Genomic DNA, 15,770 nt, shown 5'->3' with positions numbered 1-15,770 from the left:
GCGAGGAGGGGCGCGGCGTGAGTGTGCTCACCGCACTCGCTCGTATCGAGGCCACCAGAAGTGGCCGGGCACAACCGATCGCGACGGTCCGGCACTGTCACGTGGCCCGGCGGCCGCTGGTGCTCATCCCGCTGCGCATGGCCGGGGAGGCGGCCGCGCCGCTGGCGGTCATGGTCGGCAGCGGGCCGCTCGACGGAACGGTGCTGATCGTGCCGCAGCCGCGCGACCGTGAGCTGCGGTTCGGTTTCACCGCGCAACTGGCGGACATCGTGCTGCCGTACCTGGCCTCGTTCCTGTCCGACACCGAGACCGTCACACCGAAATCCGGTGACGCGTGGGAACGGTGCCTGGACGCGCCGCAGCTGTGGGTGCCCAACCAGGGCGGCACGACCTTCCTGAAACTCATGGGCCGGTCGGTGCGATTCCGGCGGGCGGACGGGCCGAATCCGGTGCCCGAGACCGTGCCGCTGCTGGGCCGCTGGCTGACCTGGTTCGGCGATCGCGCCGAGCACCCGGGATCGAGTGCGCTGCTGGCGATGACCTCGGTGCTCGGCGGGCACTGGGCCACCGGGCAATCCGGCATGGAGGACGGGAACCTGGCCGCGCTGCTCGGCTGGATCGATCCCCCGCCGGGATCGACCGGTGCACAGGCCGCCGCGCGCGCCGAGGACCCCATCGAGTCGCCGCCCGCGGGCCCGGCCACCGATCCGGGTTTCGACAACGAGGAACTCGCGCCGCTGCTCACCGCGTACGACACCGCCGAGGACGACCAGGTGCGCCTGCTGGCCGGTGACCGGATCCGGCACGCGCTCGAACAGCAGCTGGCCCCGACCTGGCGACTGATGTGGCGGGCCATCGACCTGCTGCGCGCGGTGCCGCCGGGGGCGAGCGTCGCCGCGCGCTGGGACGGGGATCGCAGCCAGTTCAGCCGGTTCCACCAGAACATCCCCGAGAGCCATCCGCAGCCGCGCCGGGACAGTCCCGTGCCCGCGGTGCGGCGGCTGCTGGCGCGCGAGCAGGCCCAGCAGGCGCTGGATGTGCAACGGGCGTACGACGATCCGCTGGTCATGGCCGAGTACCGGTTGAGCGGGGACGCCTTCCGGGGCGTGGTCGTGGAGTGCGACCCGACCCGGCTCATCGTGAACGCCTCGGGAAAGAAGCTGCTGCGGCCCGAGATTCGGGTGCACACCACCGATCCCGTCGCCATGGAGATCGGCACCGAGCTGCACGCGGTGGAATCACGCGGGCAGAAGGGCACGGTCCTCGGCATCGACGGCGAGATCGTCACCCTGGAACTGTCCGGCGGAATGGGCAACGGGCACACCGCCAAACCCGGATCCGTCCCCGTCCCGGGCAACCGGATGACCTTCACCGGCCTGTCCCCCAGCGGTTTCCAGCGGCCGGCCGAACTGCCCAAGCCCGAGGACACGCCCTGGACCCACGGCGGCCCGCCGCCGGAGTGGACCCCGAATCCCGCCGACGCACAGGAAGAATGGTCGTGAAGACCCCGGATCAGGTCATCGAATCGGTGCTGGCCGACCTCACCGCCGGCACCGAACGCGCCGTGGTGGTGGACTCCCCGCCGGGCGCGGGCAAGTCCACCCTGGTGGTGCGCGCCGCCCGGCACCTGGCCGCCACCGGGCAGCCGGTGCGCATCGTCGCCCAGACCAACGAACAGGTCGACGACCTCATCGACCGGCTCGCGGTGGCCGACGCCGCACTGCTGATCGGACGGTTCTCGGCCAAGGATTACGCACCGAGCGAGCGTGTTTCGGCACACGCCAACGTGCTGGTCGGCAGTTCGATCGAGGATCTCGGCGATCGCGCGGTGCTGCTGGGCACCGCGGCGAAATGGGCGACCAGGACCGAGGGATCGTGGGCGTGGACCATCGTCGACGAGGCGTATCAGATGCGCTCGGACATGTTGCTGCGCATCGCCAGACCGGGTGAGCGCGCGTTGTTCGTGGGTGATCCGGGCCAGCTGGACCCGTTCGCCATCATCGACAAGGACCGCTGGGCCGGGCTGTCGTGGGATCCCACGCTGAGCGCGGTGAGCGTGCTGCTGGCGCACAACCCGACCGTGCCGGTGCACCGGCTGCCGGTGTCGTGGCGGCTGCCCGCCTCGGCCGCGCCGATCATCTCCCGGGCCTTCTACCCGTTCACCGAATTCGCCGCGGGCACCACCGCGGACCAGCGCAGCCTGGAGTTCACCGCGAGCGCCTTCGGCGGCGGGCCGATGGACGAGGCGCTCGAGGAGGCCGCGCGCTCGGGCTGGGCCTGGTACGAGTTGCCCGCGCGGCACACCCTGCGCACCGACGCCGAGGCCATCGAGACCCTGGCCGCGCTCGCGGCCAGGCTGCTGCAGCGCGGTGGAATCACGCGCTCGGAGAGCGGTTCCGAACCGCGGCCGCTCACCGCCGATCGCATCGCCATCGGCACCGCCCACCGCGATCAGGCCGCCGCCGTGCGCGCGGCGCTCGCGCGAACTCCCGCCCACGCCATCACCGTCGACACCGCGAATCGCCTGCAGGGCCGCGAATACGACGTCACCCTGGTGCTGCATCCGCTGTCCGGCCGGCGCGACGCCACCGAGTTCCATCTCGAGGCCGGCCGGCTGTGCGTGCTCACCTCACGGCATCGGCACGCGTGCATCGTGGTGGGGCGCGCCGGAATTCCGGAACTGCTGGACGCCCACCCGTCCACCGAGCCGGTCTATCTCGACGTCCCGGTGAAGTTTCCCGACGGGTGGGAGGCCAACCAATCGATCCTGGCGCACCTGGCCAATCATCGCGTTTCCGCTGCCGCGCAACGCGTCTGAGCCTGTGACGGCCGATGTATGAGCCGGCGGCGGCCGATCAGCGCACGGCCGCCAGCACATTCGGCGTGCGATGCCGGCGCAGCGCCACGTCGATGGCCTCGGGGAACGTGTCGCCCAGCAGCCACAGGCCCTGCGCGTCGTCGGCGACCACGCGACCGTCGTCCAGGATGAGCAGGAACCCGGTGCCGCTGGCATTGGCCGCCAGCGGCGACATCCGGTGCCCGACCTGTTCCTCCAGCTCCGCGTAGCGCTCGTACATGCCCGCGCCGACCTCGATCGGATCGAAGAAGTACGGGTCGGCGCCCCACAGCGCGTCGGTGGTGTCGGCCGGGCGCAGGGCCAGTTTGCCGAAGCTCTCCAGGATCCCCGTCGCGGCGGGCGACATGTAGTAGCCCTCGGCGCGCAACTCCTCGAGCCACTCGGCGATGTCGATACGGCGTTGCGGTGTCCATCCCGACTCCGCGACAGCCTGTGCCGTCACCGGGCTCGGCCAGTCGATCTCCATGTGTTCGTCACCATCCCATCCCGTGTTGGTCCGCCGTGCGCGGCCGCACACCGCCGGAGCACGGTCGCCCCGGGTGGATGCGCTCGCCGATGCGCTGACCGACCGGGCCGGCCACCGTGCGGCATACCGCCGTTCGATGGCATCGGCGCCGATCGCCGGCGCATACCGGTGAGGCTATCGGGGAATTCGCGCAGGTCGGGAACCTGACACGCGAGTGGGCGCGTCGCGGACGCCGCGCGGTCGCCGGAGAGATCTAGCTCACTCCGGCGGCTGGCGAACACTCCGCCAATCGAGCCCGTGACCACGGAAACATCCGGCGCCGGGCCGGATCGGCCGGCGGCGGGCGGCGTTTGACCACGATCGAACCGGGGTAGTCGTGACTGTTGTGTGAATTCGAATATGTACCTGTGTGAGGCAGGGCACGTTTATTCGTGTCCGATGGGGAGTAGTGATGAGCGCGAACCTGATGATCGTTGAAGATGACGACCGAATTAGAGCCGCGCTGCGGTTGGCGATGGAAGACGAGGGATACGACGTCGCCGATACCGATGCCGCCGAAGAGGCGCTGCGCTATTTGGCGGACAATGGCGCTCCCGACTTCATGATCGTCGATCTGATGCTCGGCGGAATGGACGGATTCACCTGTATCCGGGAAATTCGCCGCGACCACGACGTGCCGATCATCGTGGTCAGCGCGCGCGACGACACCCATGATGTGGTGGCCGCCCTGGAGGCGGGCGCGGACGATTTCGTCACCAAACCGTACGAGGTCAAGGAGATCACCGCGCGTATGCGCGCGGTGGCGCGGCGCGCGCGATTCGCCGAGCAGGCCGCGGCCGAGGAGGAGACCGATTCCGGCCTCGGCACGGTGGTGCTCGACGAGGAGTCGGGTGCGCCCCTGGTGCTGTCCACCGAGAGCGGCATCGTGCGCCGCGGCGACGAAGAGCTGCATCTGACGCTCACCGAATACCGGCTGCTGTGCGAGCTGGCCGAGACCCCCGGCCGCGTACTGAGCAGATCCGCACTGCTGGAACGGGTCTGGGATAGAGGCTTCTTCGGTGACGAGCGCATCGTCGACGTCCACATCCGCCGGCTACGGACCAAGGTCGAGCTCGATCCCTCCGACCCACAGCTCATCGTGACCGTGCGCGGGCTGGGGTACCGACTCGACGTGCAGCGGTGATCGCGGTCGGTTTCGTTCTGGCCGTTGTCTTTTCGCTCGGCGTCGGCGCCGCGCTCGGGGCGTGGGCCTGCCATCGCAGGCTCGCGCCGCTGCGGCACAGCGCCGAGCGCGAACGTCGGCTCGTCGGCGATGTCGGACACGAATTACGTACTCCTCTCACGACATTGGTCACCAGCGTCGGGGTGCTGAAGCGGTACGAGCAGGATCTGCCCGAGCGCTCCCGGCTGGCCCTCGGCCTCATCAGTGACGAGGTCGAACATCTGCGCCGGGTACTGGACGACATGCTGGCGCTCGCGCGGGTCGAGGCCGGGGTGCACGCCGCCGACGCCGAACCGCTGTGGGTGGGTGAACTCCTCAGCCATACCCTCACCGGGCGCAGACATGCGCCCGAAGTTCTTACCGTGCACCAGGATATGACCGTGCGCGGCCGCAAACTCGAACTCGAGCGCGCCTTCGCGAACCTGCTCGACAACGCCGTGCGGCACGGCGGCGGCATCACCGACGTGAGCGTGCGGCGAATCGGCGATCAGGCGGTGATTCTCATCGACGACGCTGGTCCGGGCGTTCCCCCGGGGGATCGCGAGCGCATCTTCGAGCGGTTCGCCACCGCGCGCGCGAGCAGGCGCACCGCGACCGGCACGGGCATCGGACTGGCCCTGGTCAGTGAGACCCTCGCCGCACACGGCGGGCGGGTCGAATGTGGCGAACGTCCCGGTGGCGGTGCGCGATTCGCGATTCGCCTGCCTATCTGCAAAGACTCCGAGCGGTAAGGCGCTCGTAACATGACGGTAATGATTCCGACCGGTCTATCTTCAAATTAATTCGTAAAGCTGAAACGGTCATGCAGACCCGATTCAGTCAATTCCCAGTAAACCCGAAGACCACTGCTCTATTCGATGAACCAGAAGGTGGTTCGCACTACGTTCTTCGAAACCCACAGGTGGACGATGGGGGCAGCATCTGGAAAATCGCAGTCGATTCCCAGGTGCTGGACGCGAATTCGAGCTACGCCTATCTGATGTGGTGCCGGGATTTCGCCGCCACGTCGATCGTGGCCGAAATCGATGGTGAAATCGCCGGATTCGTGATCGGCTACCGCCGCCCCCACGATCCCGATGTGCTGTTCGTCTGGCAGGTCGCCGTCGATCACGCGCACCGCGGCCGCGGCCTGGGAGTAGCCATGCTCGACCGGCTGCTGGACATCTGCGCCGCGGAGAACATCTCCACCCTGGAGACCACCATCTCCCACGACAACCCGGCTTCCATCGCCATGTTCGGCTCGCTCGCCCAGCGGCGCGACTCCGTCCTGGTGCACCAGCCGCTGTTCGACAGCAACGACTTTCCCGACCAACACGAGGCCGAGCGCTTGTACCGCATCACTCGACCCAGGACCCTGGAGGAAATCCGATGACAACCACCGAGATGACGATCTTCGACGATCTCGAGTCGAACGTGCGCGGCTACTGCCGGTCCTGGCCCACCGTGTTCGACACCGCCAGCGGCTCCTGGCTGCACGACGAGGGCGGGCGGGACTACCTCGACTTCTTCGCCGGCGCGGGCTCGCTGAACTACGGGCACAACAACCCGGTGCTCAAGCAGGCCCTCATCGACTACATCTCCCGTGACGGCATCACGCACGGGCTCGACATGTCGACCATCGCCAAGCGGAACCTGCTCGAGACGTTCCAGCGGATCGTCCTCGAACCGCGCGGCCTCGACTACAAGGTGCAGTTCCCCGGGCCGACCGGTGCCAACGCGGTGGAGGCGGCGCTGAAGCTGGCCCGCAAGGTGACCGGGCGCACCGAGATCATCAACTTCACCAACGCCTTCCACGGCATGACCCTGGGCGCGCTGTCGGTGACCGGCAACGCCAGCAAGCGCGCGGGCGCCGGCGTGCCGCTGGTGCACACCACCGCCATGCCGTACGACGGCTACCTGAGCGATACCGACGGCATCGAGTGGATGGAGCGGGTGCTCGACGACTCGTCCTCGGGGCAGGACATCCCGGCGGCGGTCATCGTGGAGACCGTGCAGGGCGAGGGCGGCGTGAACGTCGCCCGCATGCACTGGCTGCGCCGGCTGGCCGAATTGTGCGCCGCGCGTGGCATTCTGCTCATCGTCGACGACGTGCAGATGGGCTGCGGCCGCACCGGGCCGTTCTTCTCCTTCGAGGCGGCCGGCATCACCCCGGACATCGTCACGCTGTCGAAGTCGATCAGCGGCTACGGACTGCCGATGGCGCTGGTGCTCATGAAGCGTGAGCACGACCAGTGGGCGCCGGGCGAGCACAACGGCACCTTCCGCGGCAACAACCCGGCCTTCATCACCGCGGCCGCCGCGCTCGAGCAGTACTGGGCCGACGGCACGCTGCAGAACGCGACCCTGGTGAAGGGCGAGCACACCCACCGCCGGCTCAGCGAGCTGACCGTCGGGTACCAGGGCTTGTCCACGCGCGGTAAGGGTTTGGTGCAGGGCCTGGTCTTCGACGACGCGTCGCAGGCGGGCAAGGTGACCCAGCTGGCCTTCGAACGCGGCCTGCTGGTGGAGACCTCGGGCGCGGAGGACGAAGTGGTGAAACTGCTTCCGGCGCTGACCATCACCGGCGCCGAGCTCGACCATGGCCTCGACATCCTGGCCGCCGCCGTCGACGTGATCTGCACCGAGCGGGTGAACTGACATGATCGTGCGCAGTACAGCCGAGATCACCGGCACCGACCGCGATGTCGCGGACGCGGGCTGGCGCAGCAAGCGCATCGTGCTCGGTGGGGACGGGGTGGGATTCTCGTTCCACGAGACCACCATCGAGGCCGAGACGGTGCACGAGTTCCACTACGCCAACCATGTCGAGGCGGTGTGGCTCGTCGAGGGCGAGGGCACGCTCACCGACCTGGCGACCGGGATCGACTACGAACTCGGGCCCGGGTCGATGTACCTGCTCGACGGCCACGAACCGCATCGGCTGCGCACCCGCACCCGGATGCGCATGATGTGCGTGTTCAATCCGCCGGTCACCGGACAGGAAGTGCACGACGAGAACGGCGTCTACCCGCTCATCGCGGTACCGACGGCGTAGCCGTCGCGTCGGCGAACATCGTTCCCCGGGCGGCGAATCGGCGAGTGATTCGTTTGCCCGCCCGCACCGCGGGAATGTCCGGGGTATGACTTTCGAGAACAACATGGCACGCCGGATGCGCGGCGTGCGCGGTGCGCTGCAGAAGTATCAGGGCCGGGTCTCCGGTGATCGCAGACTGGAGGCCCGGGGACGCCGTGGTCAGGTCCGTTCGGATCTGACCACGGCTTTCTACAAGCTGCGGGCGGCCCTGCGGCGCTGAGTCGCTCGGGCACAGCTCCCCCGGAGCCGCGAACGCTCATCTCCCCCAGGCGAGTTTGATCCGCGTCGTGGCCTGGAAATCCGCGGTCAGCTCGCGCAGCGCCAGGAATTGCCCGCCCGCGCCGTACTTCTGGCGCAGACTGCCGAAGTCGGCGAACTCCGCGGCCGCCGCGATCTGATTCGACTCCGGAATCCGGGTCGGGAAAAGCCTTGGCAGCGTGCGGTTCTCCCGCAGCTGATCGAGCACCCGGCGGTGGACGGCGGAGGACGCGCGGTACTTGGTGATCACCACGCCCAGTTCCTCGATGGGTGCCGACCACTGTCCGGCCAGCTGGCGGATATGCGCCTGCACCGGCGGAATGCCGTACGTGGACATGAAATCCGGGATGGTGGGGATCACGTAGCCGTCGGCGATGCGCAGGCCGTTCTGGGTGATGGGGCCGAGGTTGGGCGGGCAGTCCACGAGCACGAAGTCGTAGTCGGTGAGCACCCCGCGCAACGACTCGGCCAGAATCCGGGTCGGGTCCACGCCGGCCAGGCGGCCCATGAAGTCCCCCAGGCCGATCAGTTTCGGTGACGAGGCCAGCAGATCCACCGTCGCCACCACCTCCAGCGGCGAGACCCCGCGCTGAATGAGGGCGCCCGCTCCGCGCGGGCGCGACCGGGCGCAGGCGTCGGCGAAGATCGCGGCCAGCGTGCTGTCGCTCGAATCCAGTTCCGCCGCCGCCGATTCGCCGATCATCATGGTGGTCAGATTGCGCTGCGGGTCCAGGTCGATGAGCAGCACCCGTTTGCCGAATTCCGCGGACAGGATCTCCGCCAGGGCCGCGGTGGTGGTCGTCTTGCCCACCCCGCCCTTGAGATTGAACATGGCGACCACGTAGGGGCGGACGCGCCCCGGGACCACGCTGTTCTCCCATACCCGCTGGGTCCGGTCGAACTGCAGGGCGCGGGTGGCTCTCCCCTGCGGCCATTCCCAGCCCAGCCCGCGGCTCGCGGCGCCCGCCGCCGACTGCGCCCGATCCTCGGGCACCACATCGCCACGCAACTCCACCAACTCGACACCCTTCATCACCCGCGACCGTCTCGACGGTCGGCTCAGCCTAGACAGCCGGGCCGTTTTCGGGGGCGTACGACACGGATTCGATCTCGGTGGCTCCGGACACCCCGCGCGTTTCCCCGGCGAGTCCTCGGCGGCCGATCACGAACCCGGTGTTTGGATGGGACCGATAGGTATGCGGTACAGGACAATCCGAGAGGATCCGAACATGCGTCGTACCCGCTTCACCGGTCGTCTCGTCGCAACGCTGCTGGTAGCGGCGGCATTCGCCGGATTCAACAGCGGTGTCACCACCGCCGAGCCGACACTGGATTGGACCGTCGCCGTATCGCGACTACAGGTCGCGGCCGCCGGGAATCCCGCCGCCGAACAGGCGGTACGGGATCTGATCGCGTCCGGGCAGCGTGTCACCGAGGTGGCGCTACCCGCACAGCCCTTCCAGATTCCGGCCGAGTCCGACATCGGGCGCGGCGGCGGGCCGGGCGCCTACGGCTCCGGAATCGCGCTCGGGCTGGACGGCTTCCGGGTCGGTTTCTTCGGCGGGCCGGGCACGATCTCGCCGAATCAGGGCGGAGCCAAGCTCGAGGTGATGTGGTTCAACCTGTCCAACGGCCGCAGCGGCACCACCGTCCTGACCGAACACCAGGATGTGCCGGTGGACACCACCATTCGCACCGCGGTCCTCGATCCCGGCCCCGGCCTGATCGTCGCGGCGGTGTACGGCAGCCTCTGGCACCGCTGGCCGGTGCCGGTGAGCGACGCCAATCCCGATGGCTTCCAGTACCAGAAGGGCACCATCTCGATTCCGTCGTTCGGCGCGGTCTACAACTGAGTGGTCCGGGCGGTCCACCCAGGTGGGCCGCCCGGGACGGCTACTTGATGATCCTGGTGATCTGGCCCGCGCCCACAGTGCGACCGCCCTCGCGGATGGCGAACTTGAGTCCGACCTCCATCGCGATCGGCTGGATCAGCACCACCGACATGGTGACGTTGTCACCCGGGAGCACCATCTCCACCTCCTCGGGCAGGGTCACCACCCCCGTCACATCGGTTGTGCGGAAATAGAATTGCGGGCGGTAGTTGTCGAAGAAGGGCGTATGCCTGCCGCCCTCCTCCTTGGACAGGATGTACGCCTGACCTTCGAACTCGGTGTGCGGGGTCACCGAACCGGGTTTGATGACGCACTGGCCGCGCTCCACGTCCTCGCGCCGGATACCGCGCAGCAGCAGGCCGACATTCTCCCCCGCCTGGCCCTCGTCCAGGAGTTTGCGGAACATCTCGATACCCGTCACCGTGGTTCGCGTTGTCCTGGGGCGGATTCCGACGATCTCGACCTCGGCGTTGACCTTCAGGATGCCCCGCTCGATCCGGCCGGTGACCACGGTGCCGCGCCCGGTGATGGTGAAGACGTCCTCGATCGGCATGAGGAAGGACTTGTCCACCTCGCGCTCGGGCGTCTCGATCCAGTCGTCCACCGCTTCGAGCAGATTCACGATGGCCGCGCCCCAGGGGCCGGAGGGCTCCATCAGCGCCTGGTAGGCCGAGACGCGCACCACCGGGGTGTTGTCGCCGTCGAAGTTGTACTCGCTCAGCAGTTCCGAGACTTCCAGCTCGACCAGCTCGAGAATCTCGTCGTCCTCGACCATGTCGCATTTGTTGAGGGCCACCACCATTTTCGGCACCCCGACCTGACGAGCCAGGATGACGTGCTCCTTGGTCTGGGGCATCGGGCCGTCGGTCGCGGCGACCACCAGGATCGCGCCGTCCATCTGCGCGGCGCCGGTGATCATGTTCTTCACGTAGTCCGCGTGCCCGGGACAGTCGACGTGCGCGTAATGCCGTGCCGCCGTCTGATATTCGACGTGCGCGATCGAGATGGTGATGCCGCGCTGGCGCTCCTCCGGGGCCTTGTCGATGGCGTCGAAGGGCGTGAAGGGATTCATGGCCGGGTTCTGGTGGTGGAGGACCTGGGTGATGGCGGCGGTCAGGGTGGTTTTGCCATGATCGATATGGCCGATGGTGCCGACATTGACATGGGGCTTGGTGCGCTGGAATTTCGCCTTCGCCACTGGAGTCCTCCTGTGCGATCCGGGGCGGGCGTGGCGGCGGGAGACCGCGTGGAATGCCCGACGGCGGTGTCTTTTCCAGGGTATTTGCCCGAACCCGCGCGGGAGCCGGGAACACCGTCAATCCGGTGTCGATCCCTGTTGACGTGGCATTTTCCCGATCCGGGCCGGCGGCGGGCCGCCATTGGAATTCGGTTAGCGCGTCATTGGTCGCACGGGGTTATCTGGTGGCGGGAATCATCGCCACGCACAACCGTTTATACCTGACCCCGGGGCCGAATCCTGCCGACGTTCCGGGTCACCGGTCGGCGCTCCGCCCTCCGTCTGCCCACGGGCGGCGGGGCGCCGGCCATCCGCACGGCATCGGATCGCACGGCGCAGGCCGGGGTCGCCCGGTGCGGCACAGCGGCTCAGTCCAGCGTGAGGTACTGGGGCGGAACCGAATCCACCAGCCACACACCGTTTCCGGTGACGAAGAACTCGTGCCCGTCCCGTCGCATGGCGACGGTGTCCACCCGCAGAATCGCGGGCCTGCCGTGCCTGCCGCCGACCTGACGCGCGGTGTCCAGATCCAGGGACAGGTGCACATCGTGCCGGTTCATGGGCCGCAGCCCCTGCGTCAGGATCAGCCCGACACTGCGCTCGCCGGTCCCGTGGTAGAGCACCGGCGGCGGTTCGGCGGGCTCGTATCCCAGCTCGACGGGAATCGAATGTCCCTGCCGGGCCCGAATTCTCAGTCCCGTCTCGTCGAACTCGAAGCGTTTCTTGTTGTTCTGTTCCACCACGGCGTCGAGCTGGGCGCGGGTGAAACCCTTACCGTGCGCGGCCGCCTGCCGCAGGAACGCCGCCACCGGCACCCAGCCCGCCGAATCCGGCGTCAGGCCGATGGCCTCGGGGTGGTGGCGTAGCCAGTTCGACATCCGCTTGGACAGTCGTGTGATCTCTTTCTCGTTCATTCGTGCCAACCGTGGCGTATCGCGCGGCCGGGCGCAAACCGATTTCCGGCGCGATTCCCGATCAGCTCGAGCCGAAGTACCAGGCCCGGGGCCCGAACCGGACGACCTGCCGCGACCCCCGCATCGCCGTCGGGAGCCGAGGCGCGCCGGACGGGTGAGCGTCGCTCACGCGCGCTAACGTGGGCGGCATGACAGCTGTTGCAGATCGTTCGCTCGGACCGGAACTGGCACGTACCGAGAGCATCGGCGAGGCCGATGTACTCGTCGTCGGACTCACCTCCTCCGATGACGGGCCCGCGATCGCCCCGGCGGACGCGTTCGGTGATGTGCTGGATGCGGACACCCGGGCGGCGCTGCTGACCGCACTGCGGGCGGTCGGCGCGAAGGGCAAGGCGGAGGAGCTCACTCGTGTTCCCGCACCCGCCGGCCTGACGGTGGACAGTGTGCTCGCGGTCGGGCTCGGGGCCGCCGACAAGATCGACGCCGAACAGATCCGCAAATCCGCGGGCGCGGCCGGGCGCGCGCTGACCGGCGTCGGCACCGCCGTCACCACGCTCTCGGGCCTGGATATCGGCGCCGCCGCCGAGGGCTTCTACCTGGGCGCGTACCAGTTCTCGGCCTTCAAGTCCGGCAAGTCCGCGCCCAAGGCCGGCGATCAGCCGATCCAGCGGGTCGAATTCCTGGTCCCGGACGCCGGTTTCGGCGACGAGGCGCTGTTCCGCGCCCGGTCGGTGGCCGAAGCCGTCGCCACCGCACGGGATTTCGTGAACACCCCGCCGAGCGATCTGTTCCCCGCCGAATTCGCCAACCGCGCAGCCGAGTTGGCCAAGGCCGCCGGACTGCAGGTCGAGGTCCTGGACGAGAAGGAACTCGCGGACAAGGGCTACGGCGGCATCATCGGGGTCGGCAAGGGGTCGTCCCGCCCGCCGCGCCTGGTGCGCATCACCTACGCGGGCGGTGACCCGAAGGTCGCGCTGATCGGCAAGGGCATCACCTTCGACACCGGCGGCATCTCCATCAAGCCCGCCCAGGGCATGGAGAACATGACCTCGGACATGGGCGGTGCGGCGGCGGTCATCGCGACCGTGCTGCTGGCGGCCCGGCTGAGCCTGCCGCTGACCGTCACCGCGACCGTGCCCATGGCCGAGAACATGCCCTCGGCTACCGCGCAGCGACCTGGCGACGTGCTGGTGCAGTACGGCGGCACCACCGTCGAGGTCATCAACACCGACGCCGAGGGCCGGTTGATCCTGGCGGACGCCATCGTGCGCGCGAGCGAGGACGAGCCGGACTACATCATCGACGTCGCGACGCTCACCGGCGCGCAGATGGTGGCCCTGGGCACCCGCACCCCGGGCGTCATGGGCACCGACGAGTTCCGCGACCGGGTCGCCGCGATCTCCCGGGGCGTCGGCGAAAACGGCTGGGCCATGCCCCTTCCCGCCGAGCTTCGGGGTGACCTCAACTCCCGCGTCGCCGATCTCGCCAACGTGGCGCCGCATCGCTGGGGCGGCATGCTCTCGGCGGCGCTGTTCCTCAAGGAGTTCGTGCCCGAGGGCGTGCAGTGGGCGCATCTCGACGTCGCGGGCCCGGCGTACAACACCGGCGGGCCGTTCGGCTACATCGGCAAGGGTGGTACGGGCGTACCGGTTCGCACCCTGATCGCGACCCTCGAAAGCATCGCCGCGGAGTAGCTGGCCGGAGCGCGGGGCCGTTGTACGCGGCCCCGCATATTCGGACATTTACCCCATGTCGGGCCTCGATTGCCGAGTCTGGCGACACCCGCGCCCGCCGCCCGAGCCTGCCCGTAGGGCAAACCCGGAGCGAACCATCGCAAGGGTCGGGCAACGGGTGTGACCCATACGGCGAACCCATCCTCTTCGTGCTCACAGCCGGTTTTCGGACCCTGACAGGTCCGCTGAACGGCCGCCCTGTGACACGCCGCACCCGAACGAGTGCAAGGATGGGGAACCGGAACAACAACCTAATGATCTACGGGGCAGCCGAATGGTCGGCTGCCATACGGGCTTCCGCCGCGACCCGCGTCCGGACGGCCCGCCGGAGATAACTGTTTAACCCGACGAGCAGTCAGAGGAGTCAACGGACATGGCCTTCTCCGTCCAGATGCCAGCTCTTGGTGAGAGCGTCACCGAGGGCACTGTGACCAGGTGGCTGAAGCAGGAAGGAGACACGGTCGAGGTCGACGAGCCGTTGCTCGAAGTCTCCACCGACAAGGTCGACACCGAAATCCCGTCTCCCACCGCGGGCGTGCTGGTCAAGATCTCCGCCCAGGAAGACGACGTGGTCGAGGTCGGCGGCGAACTCGGCCTGATCGGTGAGGCCGGAGAGGCTCCGGCTCCCGCCGCTGCCCCCGCCGAAGCTCCTGCCCCGGCCCCCGAGCCGGAAGCCCCCGCACCCGCCCCGCAGCCCGAGGCCGCCGCCCCGGCGCCCGCCGCCGAGCCCGCGCCGGCCGCCGCTGCCGCCGGATCCGGCACCCCTGTGAAGATGCCCGAACTCGGCGAATCCGTCACCGAGGGCACCGTCACCCGCTGGCTCAAGCAGGTCGGCGACACCGTGGCGATCGACGAGCCGCTGCTCGAGGTCTCCACCGACAAGGTCGACACCGAGATCCCCTCGCCGGTCGCGGGCACGCTGCTCGAGATCTCCGCGCAGGAGGACGACGTCATCGCCGTCGGCGGTCAGCTCGGCGTAATCGGAAGCGGCGCACCGGCTTCCGCGCCCGCACCGGCTCCCGCCCCGGCCCCGGCTCCCGAGCCCAAGCCCGAACCGGCGCCGGCCCCCGCGGCCGCCGCACCGGCTCCCGCGCCCGCTCCGGCTCCGGCGCCCGCCCCGGCCGCCAAGCCCGCCCCGGTCCCCGCCGCCGCCACCCCGGCCGACGAGCCCTCCTCCAACGGCGGTCCGTACGTGACCCCGCTGGTGCGCAAGCTCGCCGCCGAGAACGGCGTCGACCTGGCCACCCTGAAGGGCTCCGGCGTCGGCGGTCGCATCCGCAAGCAGGATGTGCTGGCCGCCGCGGAAGCGAAGAAGGCTCCGGCTCCGGCCGCGCCCGCCGCCGCACCGGCCGCCGCCCCCGCGGCAGCCAAGACCCCCGATCGCAACCTGGCCAACCTGCCCGGCACCGTGCAGAAGGCCAACCGCATCCGGCAGATCACCGCGACCAAGACGCTCGAGTCCCTGCGGACCACGGCGCAGCTCACCCAGGTGCACGAGGCCGACCTCACCAAGGTCGCCGCACTGCGGAACAAGGCCAAGGAGGCGTTCAAGGCGCGCGAGGGTGTGAACATCACCTTCCTGCCGTTCTTCGCCAAGGCCGCCATCGAGGCGCTCGGCGTGCACCCGAACGTCAACGCCTCGTACAACGACGAGACCAAGGAGATCACCTACCACTCGGTGGTCAACCTGGGCATCGCGGTCGACACCGAGCAGGGCCTGCTCTCGCCGGTCATCCACAACGCCAACGACCTGTCCCTCGCGGGGCTGGCGCGGGCCATCGCGGATATCGCCAACCGCGCGCGCAACGGCGGCCTGAAGCCGGACGAGCTGTCCGGCGGCACCTTCACGATCACGAACATCGGGTCCCAGGGCGCGCTGTTCGACACCCCGATCCTGATGCCGCAGCAGGCGGCGATGCTCGGTACCGGCGCAATCGTCAAGCGCCCCATGGTGATCACCGACAGCGGCAGCGAGTTCATCGGCATTCGCTCGATGGCCTACCTGCCCCTGACCTACGATCACCGCCTGATCGACGGCGCCGACGCGGGCCGCTTCCTCACCACCATCCGGCACCGGCTGGAAGAGGCGGCTTTCGAGGGCGACCTCGGGCTGTAGGG

Annotated in this window: 15 protein-coding genes; 11 read left to right on the top strand and 4 right to left on the bottom strand. The window is 68.9% G+C overall.

Going from position 1 to position 15,770, the window contains the following annotated elements; all coding sequences use genetic code 11:
- Window positions 1-17: 17 nt before the first annotated feature.
- Together ACWDOP_RS31250 and ACWDOP_RS31245 are read left to right on the top strand one after the other, a co-directional pair.
- Window positions 18-1,502, top strand: a complete 1,485-nt coding sequence (locus tag ACWDOP_RS31250) for a hypothetical protein (protein WP_454201048.1) — start codon at window positions 18-20, stop codon at window positions 1,500-1,502.
- Window positions 1,499-2,818, top strand: coding sequence for an AAA family ATPase (locus tag ACWDOP_RS31245; protein WP_454201049.1), 1,320 nt, complete (start codon window positions 1,499-1,501; stop codon window positions 2,816-2,818). Before ACWDOP_RS31250 ends, ACWDOP_RS31245 begins: the two co-directional genes overlap by 4 nt.
- Before the next feature lie 37 nt (window positions 2,819-2,855).
- On the opposite strand, the gene ACWDOP_RS31240 is transcribed toward ACWDOP_RS31245, so the two are convergent.
- Window positions 2,856-3,323: an SUKH-3 domain-containing protein gene (locus ACWDOP_RS31240; protein WP_454201050.1), complete on the bottom strand. Its 468-nt coding sequence runs from the start codon at window positions 3,321-3,323 to the stop codon at window positions 2,856-2,858.
- A 451-nt stretch (window positions 3,324-3,774) separates the two neighbouring features.
- Between ACWDOP_RS31240 and ACWDOP_RS31235 the strand changes: the two genes are divergently transcribed.
- The 6 genes from ACWDOP_RS31235 (at window position 3,775) to ACWDOP_RS31210 (ending at window position 7,838) form a co-directional block, all read left to right on the top strand.
- Window positions 3,775-4,506, top strand: coding sequence for a response regulator transcription factor (locus ACWDOP_RS31235; RefSeq protein WP_454201051.1), 732 nt, complete (start codon window positions 3,775-3,777; stop codon window positions 4,504-4,506).
- Window positions 4,503-5,276: a sensor histidine kinase gene (locus ACWDOP_RS31230; protein ID WP_456347921.1), complete on the top strand. Its 774-nt coding sequence runs from the start codon at window positions 4,503-4,505 to the stop codon at window positions 5,274-5,276. The genes ACWDOP_RS31235 and ACWDOP_RS31230 overlap by 4 nt, the downstream gene beginning before the upstream one ends.
- A 71-nt stretch (window positions 5,277-5,347) precedes the next feature.
- Entirely contained in the window at window positions 5,348-5,917 is a 570-nt protein-coding gene (gene ectA, locus ACWDOP_RS31225) for a diaminobutyrate acetyltransferase (protein WP_456347920.1), read from the top strand.
- Complete coding sequence (ectB, locus tag ACWDOP_RS31220) at window positions 5,914-7,182, top strand: diaminobutyrate--2-oxoglutarate transaminase (RefSeq protein ID WP_456347919.1); 1,269 nt, start codon at window positions 5,914-5,916, stop codon at window positions 7,180-7,182. Before ectA ends, ectB begins: the two co-directional genes overlap by 4 nt.
- A gap of 1 nt (window position 7,183) precedes the next feature.
- Window positions 7,184-7,579: an ectoine synthase gene (locus ACWDOP_RS31215; protein ID WP_456347918.1), complete on the top strand. Its 396-nt coding sequence runs from the start codon at window positions 7,184-7,186 to the stop codon at window positions 7,577-7,579.
- An 85-nt stretch (window positions 7,580-7,664) separates the two neighbouring features.
- Window positions 7,665-7,838, top strand: coding sequence for a hypothetical protein (locus tag ACWDOP_RS31210; protein ID WP_456347917.1), 174 nt, complete (start codon window positions 7,665-7,667; stop codon window positions 7,836-7,838).
- Window positions 7,839-7,874: 36 nt separating this feature from the next.
- Here ACWDOP_RS31210 and ACWDOP_RS31205 read toward each other — a convergent pair whose 3' ends face one another.
- Entirely contained in the window at window positions 7,875-8,708 is an 834-nt protein-coding gene (locus tag ACWDOP_RS31205) for a ParA family protein (protein ID WP_456347934.1), read from the bottom strand.
- Window positions 8,709-9,105: 397 nt separating this feature from the next.
- Between ACWDOP_RS31205 and ACWDOP_RS31200 the strand changes: the two genes are divergently transcribed.
- A complete protein-coding gene (locus ACWDOP_RS31200; protein WP_456347916.1) occupies window positions 9,106-9,729 on the top strand; it encodes a hypothetical protein in 624 nt (207 codons plus the stop codon).
- Between the two features lie 40 nt (window positions 9,730-9,769).
- On the opposite strand, the gene tuf is transcribed toward ACWDOP_RS31200, so the two are convergent.
- Window positions 9,770-10,966: an elongation factor Tu gene (gene tuf, locus ACWDOP_RS31195; protein WP_454201058.1), complete on the bottom strand. Its 1,197-nt coding sequence runs from the start codon at window positions 10,964-10,966 to the stop codon at window positions 9,770-9,772.
- Between the two features lie 407 nt (window positions 10,967-11,373).
- Complete coding sequence (locus ACWDOP_RS31190) at window positions 11,374-11,919, bottom strand: RNA 2'-phosphotransferase (RefSeq protein ID WP_456347915.1); 546 nt, start codon at window positions 11,917-11,919, stop codon at window positions 11,374-11,376.
- A 188-nt stretch (window positions 11,920-12,107) separates the two neighbouring features.
- Between ACWDOP_RS31190 and ACWDOP_RS31185 the strand changes: the two genes are divergently transcribed.
- Window positions 12,108-13,613, top strand: a complete 1,506-nt coding sequence (locus tag ACWDOP_RS31185; protein WP_456347914.1) for a leucyl aminopeptidase — start codon at window positions 12,108-12,110, stop codon at window positions 13,611-13,613.
- A gap of 412 nt (window positions 13,614-14,025) precedes the next feature.
- Window positions 14,026-15,768 carry a 2-oxoglutarate dehydrogenase, E2 component, dihydrolipoamide succinyltransferase gene (gene sucB / locus ACWDOP_RS31180; RefSeq protein ID WP_456347913.1) on the top strand — a complete coding sequence of 581 codons (1,743 nt, stop codon included), beginning with the start codon at window positions 14,026-14,028 and terminating at the stop codon, window positions 15,766-15,768.
- Window positions 15,769-15,770: the final 2 nt, after the last annotated feature.

It is taken from the genome of Nocardia sp. NPDC003693 (genome assembly GCF_053981095.1).
The sequence above is the reverse complement of the archived record's forward strand: the minus strand, read 5'-3'. Positions and strand labels throughout refer to the sequence as shown.